The sequence below is a fragment of the Nostoc parmelioides FACHB-3921 genome, from assembly GCF_014696625.1.
Lineage (GTDB): Bacteria > Cyanobacteriota > Cyanobacteriia > Cyanobacteriales > Nostocaceae > Trichormus > Trichormus parmelioides.
This window is the reverse complement of sequence record NZ_JACJQL010000034.1, coordinates 63,154-74,327: the sequence shown is the minus strand read 5'-3', so window position 1 is coordinate 74,327 and position 11,174 is coordinate 63,154. Positions and strand designations below refer to the sequence as shown.

Below are 11,174 nucleotides of genomic sequence, written 5' to 3'. Positions count from 1 at the left end.
AAAACCAGCGTGGTAAGTGAGGAAACACGGGGATAAATCCCCTTGAGTCGCGTTTCATCCCCTCGATAAATCGTAGGGGTTCTCACGCTCCCACTATATTCTGATAGTCAGTTGTCAGTTGTCATTAGTTCTTCCCCTCTGCTCTCTCTGCTTCCCCTGCTTCCCCTGCTCCTAACCCTTAATTTCAACTGGGAACAGTCAGGGGTACACCATTATCTGTAGGCTTCAACTGGAGAATGAAGGGAACGGCTTTTAACACCCATTGAGAAATTGGTGGGTAATTAACTGCTTCTTCTCCAAAACAAATATCCAACATATCTGTGTGAATAATCCCTGGATTGAGGGGAATAGCTGCCATCCCAGCAGGTAGTTCTTGCGCCAAAGCACGAGTTAACCCCTCGATTGCCCATTTAGAGGCGCAATAGGGAGCAACTAAAGGTGAAGTAGAGCGTCCCCAGCCGGAACTCAAGTTAATGATAATGCCGTGTCGCTTCTGTACCATTGCAGGTATAAAGTGGCGAATTATATGTACAACCCCTTTGATATTGATATCAATCAATTGGGAAAAATCCGCAGAGGGAACTTCCCATAAAGGTGCTGGTTGATTAGCAATTGCCGCATTATTAATTAACAGATCTGGTGGTTCGTATTCCTTGAATATGAGTTCTGCCCAAGCTTTCACCTGTGCCTCATCTGCTACATCCACGGCGGCGAAATTGTGGGGTGAACCGAATTTGTGGCTTAATTTCTCGACTGTAACTTGGGAACGAGCGCAACCAATAACGGTATGCCCTTCTTGAATAAACCCTTCTGTCAAAGCGTAACCCAGACCTCGGCTGACACCAGTAATGAGGATGAGTTTGACCATATTTCCCTTTTGATTGCCTCAACAAGCTCAACAATAAAATACTATTACTGCCAATGATTAAACTCTCTGAAGTCGCATAAATTTCATACTATTGGCTGATAAGTAAATATTAAATACCTTCCTAGAAGTTTTCCCCCTGAATAATTCAGGGGCTTTTTGCTGTTTTCAGCTATTTTCTTCATGAAAGAACACATAAATAAATTTTTCTTAGTATAGCCAAATAAAAATTTGTACTTTATCAAGCTATTAATCAGGATATTTAGGTCAATAATAATTTGGTTGGCTCAAATTCATATCTTAAAGTTTTCATCAGCCAATAAACTGTGAAACTCTCTGCAATCAATAGCTGAAAAACTCACTTTGTGAGTGTTTTCTTATTATTTAATGTTGAATTGTTTATGATTTTGCCCAAACCCAGCTTAGAAGATATAGAAATCAAGTTGCTACTAGAAGGTATTTACCAATACTACGGTCATGACTTTCGCAACTATGCTGTGTCTTCGCTCAAACGCCGCATTTACAGCTTTATGCGCTTGGAGGGTGTAAATAACATTTCGGCATTGCAAGAACAACTACTGCACGATCGCACTTGCCTAGAAAGATTTTTGCTAAATCTGACGGTAAACGTCACATCTATGTTTCGTGACCCCAGTTTCTATCTGGCTTTCAGAAATCAAGTTGTACCTATCCTGCGAACTTATCCATTTATCCGCATTTGGCACGCTGGCTGTTCCAGTGGAGAGGAAGTTTACTCAATGGCAATCCTCCTACAGGAAGAAAATCTTTACCACCGTTGCCGGATTTATGCGACCGATACTAATGAGAAAGTATTACAAAATGCCAAAAGTGGGATTTTTTCGCTCAAAATGATGCAGGAATATACTCAACTTTACTTAAAAGCAGGTGGTAAGCAGTCATTCTCCGAATACTACACGGCGGCTTATGACCATGCGATATTTCGTGCATCATTAAGAGAAAATATTATTTTTGCCCAGCATAATCTAGCTACGGATAGTTCTTTTAATGAGTTTAATGTTATATTCTGCCGGAACGTTTTAATCTACTTCAATCAGATACTGCAAAAACGAGTACACACACTTTTTCACAACAGTTTATGCAGCTTTGGCATCTTGGGTTTAGGAAAGCAAGAATCTATTAGATTCACTCCTTACGAGCAGTATTATGAAGAAATAGCCAAGGGTGAGAAACTCTACCGGAGGCTTAACTAGTGTCTTATAAAATTGTAGTTATTGGCACTTCTTTAGGGGGATTATCAGCGCTGCAAACTGTTCTCGGCAATTTACCTGCTGACTTCCAACTTCCAGTGGCGATTGTTCAACATCGTCATAAAGATTCTGATGACACTCTTAGAGGAATGATCCAAGAATCTGCTTTGCTACCGGTTCGAGAGGTGGAAGACAAAGACGAAATTTTACCAGGACAAATTTACCTAGCTCCAGCTGATTATCATTTATTGGTTGAACCTGGTTATTTTGCCCTGTCTACTGATGAGCCTGTTTCTTATGCCAGACCATCTATTGATGTACTGTTTGAGTCAGCTGCCGATATATATGGGGAACAAGTCATTGGTGTAATATTAACAGGGGCTAATCAGGACGGTATGCAAGGACTGAAAAAAGTCAAAGCTAGGGGAGGTATCACTATTGTGCAGGAACCAACCACAGCCGCCAGTGCCATCATGCCGACAGCAGCGATATCTGCCGTTACAGTAGACTGGATTGTGTCACTTTCAGAGATTTCTCCCCTACTAGTCAATCTTGGTTACTCTACACGGAAATGAACCCATGCAGCCAGAACCCGAAGTTAACATCCTCCTAGTGGATGATAAAGTGGAAAATTTACTGGCACTAGAGGCAATTTTGGAGCGTCTAGGCGCTAATTTAGTCAGGGCGACTTCTGGGGAGGAAGCTTTGCGGTGTCTGCTGCATCAAGATTTTGCAGTAATTTTGTTAGATGTACAGATGCCGGGGATGGATGGTTTTGAAACTGCCACCCTCATTCGTAATCGTGGGCGATCGCGCCAAACTCCGATTATCTTTCTCACGGCTTTTAGTACCAGTGACCAAATGCTATTCAAGGGTTATGCACTAGGAGCAGTTGATTATCTCCTCAAACCCATAGATGCAAATATTCTCACTTCTAAGGTGACAGTATTTGTGGAACTTTTTAAGAAAACTCAAGCCATCCAACGCCAAGCGGCGCAACTAGCGGCGATTAACGCCGAACTGAGACAAAGTGAAGAACGCTTCCGTTCCTTGAGTACCTGCTCACCCATAGGCATTTTTGAAACCGATACCACAGGATGTTGTAAATATACCAATCCCCGCTATCAAGCAATCTGTGGCTTGGATGCAACAGAGAGTCTAGATAAAAGATGGCTAGAATCCGTGCATCCAGAGGATCAGGAAAGAGCGATCGCTAGTTGGTCTACTTATATTGATCAAGGCGGCGACTATTCAGATGAATTCCGCTTTCAAACAGTTGATGGTAGTCTGCGATGGGTGCAAGTACGCTCTTCACCAATGCTTTCTGGTAATGGTGAGCTACTTGGCTATGTCGGCACACTTGAAGACATTACCGCCCGTAAGCAATCCGAAGAAATTCGCGCTCAAGTAATCCGCGAACAAACCGCCAGACAAGAAGCAGAGGCGGCGAACCGCATGAAAGATGAATTTTTGGCTGTTCTCTCCCATGAACTCCGCACCCCCCTAACTTCCATGTTGGGCTGGTCAAAAATTCTCCGTTCCAAAAAACTCGATGAAAAAGCCACAGCCAGAGCCTTGGAAGCAATTGAACGCAATGCTAATTCACAAGTGCAATTAATAGAAGATATTTTAGATGTATCCCGGATTATTCGCGGTCAATTGCGGCTAAATTTATCTCCCGTCAACTTGATAACTGTAGTGGAAGCGGCTCTAGAAGCAGTGCGTCCCCTAGCAGATACAAAAAGTATGACCATCAACACTGTACTTGACTACACCTTAAGTCCTGTTAGTGGCGATTCTGCCAGATTACAGCAAATTGTCTGGAATCTCCTGACTAACGCCATTAAATTCACACCAAAAGAAGGTCAGGTAGAAATCCGATTAGAAGGGATAAATGATGAATTATCTGATGATTTGACTCATGCTCAAATCCAAGTTATCGATACAGGTGTTGGTATTGAAAGTGAATTTCTGCCTAAAGTCTTCGAGCGTTTCCGCCAAGCAGATAGTACCACCACGCGATCGCATAATGGATTAGGGCTAGGGTTAGCAATTGTTCGCCATTTAGTGGAACTGCACAAAGGTACGATTTTGGCAGAAAGTCCAGGTGTGGGCAAAGGAGCCACCTTTACCGTGAGATTTCCCCTCATCCAAGAAAATAGAAAACCTCGACCAGCAACTACAGAAAACTCTTCTGGGGATGGGGTTAACTCTTCCCCCCTTGCAGGCTTAAAAGTTCTCATTGTTGATGATGAAATCGATACTCGCAACTTTTTAGGTTTCTTGTTTGAAGAGTATGGGGCGATTTCCTCCACCAGTTCATCTGTCGAGACTGCGTTAGCCGTCATCGACCAATTAAAACCAGATATCCTGATTAGCGATATTGGTATGGCAGAACAAGACGGTTATACTCTCATCCGCAGATTGCGCTCCTTACCACCAGAACAAGGTGGAGAAATTCCGGCGATCGCTTTAACCGCATATTCACGAGAAGAAGACCGCCAGCAAATTATAGAAGCTGGATTTCAGCATCACCTCTCCAAACCGATTGATCCCAACAAATTAATTTCCGTAGTGGCCAGTATTTTCCACCTATCCCCAGCACTAAGTGGGTCAATGTAAATACTTAACTGCTTCTCTCAAACAAAGCCCGATAAACTGGTTCTCCCCGATTCTGGGTTGTGGTTTCTCTCTCTGTAGCCACTGGGAGGGGATTTTCGGTTAACCATTCTCCTGTGCCAACTTTCTTAAAAGCTGGATTAGCAGCAAAGCGATCGCACATTTCCACAGCCACAAATTCCATATCTGATTGCAAAAATACCACGCCGCCCACTGCCAAATAACTAGCGATATCTTGAACTAACTCTGGTTGGACTACACGGCGTTTAGCGTGGCGAGTTTTAAACCAAGGGTCGGGGAATTGAATGGTCACACGCTGTAAGATCCCTGTAGGCAAAGAGGATAATAGCGGCTGTAGTGAATTATTGGCGTTGCAATACAAATAGTGGAGGTTGGTTAAACCCAACTGAGAACGCAACTGATTCGCCTCTATCACCAAAGGTTCTCTAATTTCTAACCCCAGAAAATTCCAATTGGGTTCTACCTGCGCCATTTGCAGCACAAATCGACCCCTAGCACAACCAATATCCAGGTGTAGCGGTTGGTGCGGATTGCTATAAACTTTTTCCCATTCCAGAGGATTGGCTGGGGTGAGATATTTTTGCGCTAGCGGGTTGACGTGCTGACGAACGCGAACAAATGGCAAAGCTGACACTCCTGAAATCACAACTTTAAATATAGCAATCTGGGGTTGTTAGTTGTTGGTTGACTGTTGACCGTTGACTGTTGTTATTTTCTACCAATCTCCAGTCCCTTATCCCAAAAACCACACCTAAACAGACGGACACCACTACCATTGGAAATATTAAAATTGCTTAATACTTCGTTACACTAAGAACAGCGAGTGAAGACAAGAACAAAAACTCGCACTCTGCAATTCAAGGTGAACGACATGAATGGCACAATCCGCGCCGGCAATCTCTTCGGCATTCCTTTTTATATCCATCCGTCGTGGTTTTTAGTTCTAGGCTTAGTTACCTGGAGTTATAGCGGTGGACTCTCAGCAGAATTTCCCCAACTTTCTGGGGGGCTGGCTATGGTGCTGGGATTGGCGACGGCGTTGTTGTTGTTTGCGTCTGTCGTCGCCCATGAATTAGGACATAGCTTTGTTGCTATCCGTCAAGGAATTAACGTTAATTCCATCACACTATTTATCTTTGGTGGCTTGGCTAGCTTAGAGAAAGAGTCAAAAACCCCAGCCGGAGCCTTCTGGGTGGCGATCGCCGGGCCTTTAGTCAGTTTGTTATTATGTGGTATCGTCACAGCAATTGGTGTGACTACGGCAGCTACAGGGCCATTGGCGGCGATTCTGGGAGTTCTGGCTTCTGTAAACTTAGCATTGGCATTGTTTAACCTGATTCCTGGCTTACCTTTGGATGGCGGAAACATCCTCAAAGCCATTGTTTGGAAGGTAACGGGTAATCCATATAAAGGTGTCACCTTTGCTAGTCGTGTAGGACAAATATTTGGTTGGGTGGCGATCGCTTCTGGTATCTTCCCCATACTATATTTTGGTAGCTTCGCCAACGTATGGAATTTGTTAATCGGCTTCTTTTTACTACAAAACGCTGGTAACGCAGCCCAATTTGCCAGAGTGCAAGAAAAACTCACAGGCTTAACAGCAGCCGACGCTGTAACGACAGATAGCCCTATTGTTTCTGCCCATCTTAGCCTCAGAGAATTTGCTGATGATCAAATCCTTCAAGGACAGAACTGGCGACGGTTTTTAGTTACCAACAACGCAGGACAATTAGTAGGTGCGATCGCTCTTGATGACTTGCGAAACATCCCTACTGCATCCTGGACAGAAACTCAAATTCAACAAGTGATGCGGCCAATTCAATCTACCACCATCAAATCTAATCAACCATTGTTAGAAGTAGTGCAATTACTAGAACAACAAAAATTGTCTGCCCTCCCCGTAATTCTTGACAATGGCGTACTACTAGGCATTTTAGAAAAAGCCGCTATCATCCAGCTATTGCAAAACGGAACCCAACCTAACCCTGCATAATTTTCTCATCGAAAAAACGCTCCTTCTATCAAATCCCTTAGAGTTTCTGAGGGATTTTTTTTGATCATTATTTTGATGTATGCAGTCCATAGGGATTACCTATGGCAATTTCTTGATTTGGGTACCGGATACCACCTATTCTTGATATGAAATCCGTGTAAACTCGCCAGTAAAATCACAGAGAAACACCAAAAGTCATTGGTGTGACACCCATTTTGTGTAAATTTACTTCATGGCAACCACAACATTTCTAATTAGAAGTTGCGGAAATGACTCAATTTCAAGGCTGTAAGCGAATTTTATCCCTAATTGTGGTGAAACTTGTTTAAATAATAGATTTTTTTTACAAATAACTACGGTTAACCCTTACTAAAAAGACGATTCCTGTGTTAGAAGCAAGCGTATTCGCCACAATTTTATGTGGATTTTTCGGCATCATCCTCAAAAAAAGCCTTGTCATGAAGATCATTTCAATGGATGTCATGAGTACAGGGGTGATCGCCTATTACGTATTGATAGCCTCCAGAGAAGGTTTGTTCACACCAATTTTAGCAAGTGAACAAAAGGGGACTTATGCCGATCCCGTTCCCCAGGCGGTTATCTTGACGGCGATCGTTATCGGCTTTTCGATTCAAGCCTTAATGCTGGTTGGTGTCATGAAGTTGGCACGGGATAATCCCACATTAGAAAGCAACGAAATCGAGAAGAATAATACGCCATGACTACTATTACCCTCATCTGGATTACACTACCGTTTTTACTGGGGTTCATCATTTATCTTGTTCCCAAACTTGACAAATACCTGGCCCTGGGTGCCGCTATTGCGTCGGCAGGATACGCAGCGCAGTTATTTGTGGCTCAGTCGCCCCTAGAACTAAAATTACTGGATAACTTCGGTGTCACCCTCACACTGGACGAATTAACCGGCTACTTTATCCTCACAAACGCCCTGGTAACGATCGCCGTTATCCTCTACTGTTGGCAAAGTGATAAGACGGCTTTTTTTTACGCCCAAACCATGATGTTACATGGCAGCGTTAATGCCGCTTTTGCCTGCACGGATTTTATCAGTTTATACGTGGCGCTAGAGGTAAGTGGGATTGCGGCGTTTCTCTTGATTGCCTATCCCCGCACTGACAGATCAATTTGGGTGGGTTTGCGCTATCTCTTCATCAGCAACGTAGCCATGTTGTTTTATTTGGTAGGTGCAGTACTGGCCTATCAAACCAATCACTCCTTTGCTTTTTCCGCCTTACGCGGCGCGCCACCGGAAGCGCTAGCCCTGATATTTTTAGGGCTACTCGTGAAAGGCGGGGTATTTGTATCGGGATTGTGGCTACCCTTAACCCACTCCGAATCAGAAACACCAGTTTCCGCCTTGCTTTCCGGGGTTGTTGTCAAAACTGGAGTCTATCCCCTAGTGCGTTGTGCGCTGATTTTAGATGAGGTTGACCCTGTAATTAGAATCTTTGGTGTAGGGACAGCGTTGCTGGGGGTATCCTACGTCATCTTTGAAAAAGATACAAAGCGAATGCTGGCATGGAGTACAATTTCCCAGCTAGGCTGGATAATTGCCGCACCTGGCGTGGGCGGTTTTTATGCCCTGACTCACGGTTTAGCAAAGTCCGTCCTGTTTTTGATAGCTGGTAACTTACCGAGTAGAAACATTAATCAACTACAACAGAAACCAATTAATACCTCAGTCTGGATTGCCCTAGTCATAGCCAGTTTATCCATATCCGGCTTCCCTTTGTTATCAGGCTTTGGGGCGAAGTTGTTAACCATGAAGAATCTGTTACCCTGGCAAGTTATTGTTATGAACGTTGCGGCCTTGGGAACGGCTATAACCTTTGCCAAATTCATATTTCTGCCCCGTGGAGGAAAGGATGAGGTAAAACAAGGTTTCTGGCCTGGGGTCATATTGTTGCTCAGTGGGCTGGTTGTCGCCAATATCGTTTATTACGACGCTTATACAGTTGACAACATCATCAAAGCACTAGCAACTATTGGCATTGGCTGGCTAGTGTATTTGTTTATTATTCAAAAATTGGCTATTAAACTCCCTCGTGTACTAGAGCAATTTGAGCATCTGGTCGGTTTTATGAGTCTGATGTTAGTTCTACTCTTCTGGATGGTATTAGCATGACTGGATATCTAAATATTTTCTTGCGATTGGCTATCTGGTTCCTGCTCACTGCCAATCTGAGTGTGGCAAATATCATCATCGGTGTAGCTATTGCGCTCTTATTGCCCCATAACCATAAAACCCAGGAAAAATTAAAGGATTGGTTACGAGCTTTGTGGCAAAGCATCATGGCATTTCCTATCGCTTATAAGGAAGCATTGGAAATCATCCTCACTCCCCATGATGAAGAAGTAATAGTTATGGAACGTGTCCCCGCCAGAAGGACACCAGGACTCATATTCCTAGATATATTCATCATTACCTTTACACCAAAAACCATTGTTGTGAAATACCACGAAGATGGCTGGTATGAAGTACACCGGATTGAACGGAGGAAAAAGCCATGAACCTGTTATTGATATCAATGATTGTGGCTTTGCTCATACCCATCTATGAGGCTTGGAAGAATGAGCATATTTGGCAAAAAATGTTGGCATTGTCCAGCATCTCCTCCAAGTCGGCCGTCCTGATCTTGGTGGTATCGGTATTACGCGATGATTGGATGATCGGCATTGTTGGGGTGATTATCCTCAGTGTAGGTAATGCCGGATTAATGCTGTTAGCAAATGTGCTGAAACGGATGAATGATATATGATCAATGTCTTAAGTTATATCTGCATATTTATAGGCATTATTTTCTGGTTTTGGGGGACATCTTTCCTATTGGGTAAGCGATCGCTATTATTCAAGCTACATACCCTCTCAGTGTCCGATACCCTTGGCTCAATTAGTATTGTCTTTGGGTTACTCTTGCAAAGACCCAGAGAATGGCCGTTGCTCATTCTCGGTATCATTTGCTTGGCGATGTGGAACACAATGCTGGGGTATGTATTAGCATACTGTTCTAGTAATGGGGGTAAAGATGACTAAATACGATCTCTTCATCTACATCATTACCGCTTTACTACCATTGTCTGCTTGTCTACTAATAGTACAAGTTAACCCATACCATGCCTTGGTAATTAGGGGCATCCTGGGAGCAGTGGCAGCCTTAGCCTATACGCTTTTGGGTGCGGCGGATGTGGCTTTGACAGAAGCATTAGTAGGTACGATGTTGGCAATAACTTTGTATGCGATCGCTGTTCGTTCATCCTTAGTTATGCGTCTTGGTATCATCGAAGACCCAGTAATTGAGACTGCAAGCAGTTTTGGGCAACTCATGGATGAGTTACGCAAAATTTTTGGCAAACGCTATATGCGTCTAGAACTAGTTCCCTACCCCAATAACCAAGCTTTGGAACGGGCGCTCATAGACAAAGAAGTCCATGCAACCTGTAGCAAACTGGAAGAGGACAACGGGTCTGAAGACCTCTCCTATCAGACAGCCATCAGGGTGAAACGCATCTATGAAATCATGCAAAGCGAACTTTCATCACCAACAACAGTCCTCACCTACGTAAATACACTAGAGTCAGGGGAGGAACATAAATGAAATGGATTTACATTGCCGCCGGGATAGCACTTTATATAAAAATGCTCGTCCTGCCGAATCCTGCACCACAACTACTTGATTTCTCTATCGTGGAATCGATAGTTAAAGATGGTGGTATACCCAATGCCGTGACAGTTATTATTCTCAGAAATCGGTTGTATGACACTATCTTCGAGGTAATAGTATTTACAATCGCTATCATGGGCGCTTATTTCTTGCTGGCTAATGAAAGGCCATCCTGCGCCATCTATCGTTTCACAGATAGACCATCTATTGTGTTGGCGCGTTTGGGAGCAACAATTACTTCGTTGGTAAGTATCGAGTTAGCTATTCGCGGACATCTCACACCTGGTGGCGGCTTTGCGGCTGGTGTGGCCGGTGGAACGGCAATCGGCCTTGTGGCAATTACCTCATCACCAGAGCGAATGGAAGCGATTTACAAGCGTTGGCACGCCGCCATTTGGGAGAAAATTTCGGTTTTAGTTTTCATCGTCCTGGCGGTAATCACTTTGTCTGGACTAGAATTACCCCACGGAGAGATGGGCGCTCTTTTCAGTGGTGGGGTAATACCGTTGCTAAATATCCTAGTCGCGCTTAAAGTTGCATTGGGTTCCTGGGCAGCTATTTTGGTGTTTATTCGTTATCGCGGATTGTTGTAAGCAAACAATTATCGATTCACCCGATGTGCATCCCCTGCAAGGAGGAGCCACTGCGTTGCGCGGGTTCCCCGTGTTGTAGCAAGTGGCGTAGAAGCTTTAATTCTTGCTCCCCTTCCCTTGTAGGGAAGGGGTTGGGGGTTAGGTTTGAAAAAAGTTGCACACGGTGTTGAT

The 11,174-nt window shown here is 43.9% G+C and carries 13 protein-coding genes; 11 read left to right on the top strand and 2 right to left on the bottom strand.

Annotated elements, in window-relative coordinates; translation table 11 throughout:
* Positions 1-184 precede the first annotated feature (184 nt).
* A complete protein-coding gene (locus tag H6G14_RS20640; protein WP_190569175.1) occupies positions 185-868 on the bottom strand; it encodes an SDR family oxidoreductase in 684 nt (227 codons plus the stop codon).
* A gap of 398 nt (positions 869-1,266) precedes the next feature.
* Here H6G14_RS20640 and H6G14_RS20635 point away from each other — a divergent pair, with 398 nt between their 5' ends.
* From H6G14_RS20635 to H6G14_RS20625, 3 genes are read left to right on the top strand one after another with little or no spacing between them, the layout of a single operon-like run.
* The gene (locus H6G14_RS20635; RefSeq protein WP_190569174.1) at positions 1,267-2,097 is read left to right on the top strand and encodes a CheR family methyltransferase; all 831 of its coding nucleotides are present in this window, start codon (positions 1,267-1,269) and stop codon (positions 2,095-2,097) included.
* Positions 2,097-2,669 carry a chemotaxis protein CheB gene (locus H6G14_RS20630; protein WP_190569173.1) on the top strand — a complete coding sequence of 191 codons (573 nt, stop codon included), beginning with the start codon at positions 2,097-2,099 and terminating at the stop codon, positions 2,667-2,669. Before H6G14_RS20635 ends, H6G14_RS20630 begins: the two co-directional genes overlap by 1 nt.
* 4 nt (positions 2,670-2,673) lie before the next feature.
* Complete coding sequence (locus H6G14_RS20625; RefSeq protein ID WP_190569172.1) at positions 2,674-4,716, top strand: hybrid sensor histidine kinase/response regulator; 2,043 nt, start codon at positions 2,674-2,676, stop codon at positions 4,714-4,716.
* A gap of 4 nt (positions 4,717-4,720) precedes the next feature.
* On the opposite strand, the gene trmB is transcribed toward H6G14_RS20625, so the two are convergent.
* Positions 4,721-5,359 (bottom strand): tRNA (guanosine(46)-N7)-methyltransferase TrmB, encoded by a 639-nt coding sequence (gene trmB / locus H6G14_RS20620; protein ID WP_190569171.1) that lies wholly within the window; start codon positions 5,357-5,359, stop codon positions 4,721-4,723.
* A 246-nt stretch (positions 5,360-5,605) separates the two neighbouring features.
* Between trmB and H6G14_RS20615 the strand changes: the two genes are divergently transcribed.
* From H6G14_RS20615 to H6G14_RS20580, 8 genes are all read left to right on the top strand, one after another.
* Complete coding sequence (locus H6G14_RS20615) at positions 5,606-6,727, top strand: site-2 protease family protein (RefSeq protein ID WP_190569178.1); 1,122 nt, start codon at positions 5,606-5,608, stop codon at positions 6,725-6,727.
* A gap of 386 nt (positions 6,728-7,113) precedes the next feature.
* Positions 7,114-7,449 (top strand): cation:proton antiporter subunit C, encoded by a 336-nt coding sequence (locus tag H6G14_RS20610; RefSeq protein ID WP_010996011.1) that lies wholly within the window; start codon positions 7,114-7,116, stop codon positions 7,447-7,449.
* On the top strand, positions 7,446-8,873 hold the full coding sequence (locus tag H6G14_RS20605) for a cation:proton antiporter (protein ID WP_190569170.1): 1,428 nt from the start codon (positions 7,446-7,448) through the stop codon (positions 8,871-8,873). Before H6G14_RS20610 ends, H6G14_RS20605 begins: the two co-directional genes overlap by 4 nt.
* Positions 8,870-9,259, top strand: a complete 390-nt coding sequence (locus H6G14_RS20600; RefSeq protein ID WP_190569169.1) for a Na+/H+ antiporter subunit E — start codon at positions 8,870-8,872, stop codon at positions 9,257-9,259. Before H6G14_RS20605 ends, H6G14_RS20600 begins: the two co-directional genes overlap by 4 nt.
* Complete coding sequence (locus H6G14_RS20595) at positions 9,256-9,507, top strand: hypothetical protein (protein ID WP_190569168.1); 252 nt, start codon at positions 9,256-9,258, stop codon at positions 9,505-9,507. The genes H6G14_RS20600 and H6G14_RS20595 overlap by 4 nt, the downstream gene beginning before the upstream one ends.
* Entirely contained in the window at positions 9,504-9,782 is a 279-nt protein-coding gene (locus H6G14_RS20590) for a monovalent cation/H(+) antiporter subunit G (protein ID WP_190569167.1), read from the top strand. Before H6G14_RS20595 ends, H6G14_RS20590 begins: the two co-directional genes overlap by 4 nt.
* Positions 9,775-10,344, top strand: coding sequence for a DUF4040 domain-containing protein (locus H6G14_RS20585; protein ID WP_190569166.1), 570 nt, complete (start codon positions 9,775-9,777; stop codon positions 10,342-10,344). Before H6G14_RS20590 ends, H6G14_RS20585 begins: the two co-directional genes overlap by 8 nt.
* Entirely contained in the window at positions 10,341-11,003 is a 663-nt protein-coding gene (locus tag H6G14_RS20580; RefSeq protein ID WP_190569165.1) for a Na(+)/H(+) antiporter subunit B, read from the top strand. The genes H6G14_RS20585 and H6G14_RS20580 overlap by 4 nt, the downstream gene beginning before the upstream one ends.
* The last annotated feature ends 171 nt before the right edge of the window (positions 11,004-11,174 follow it).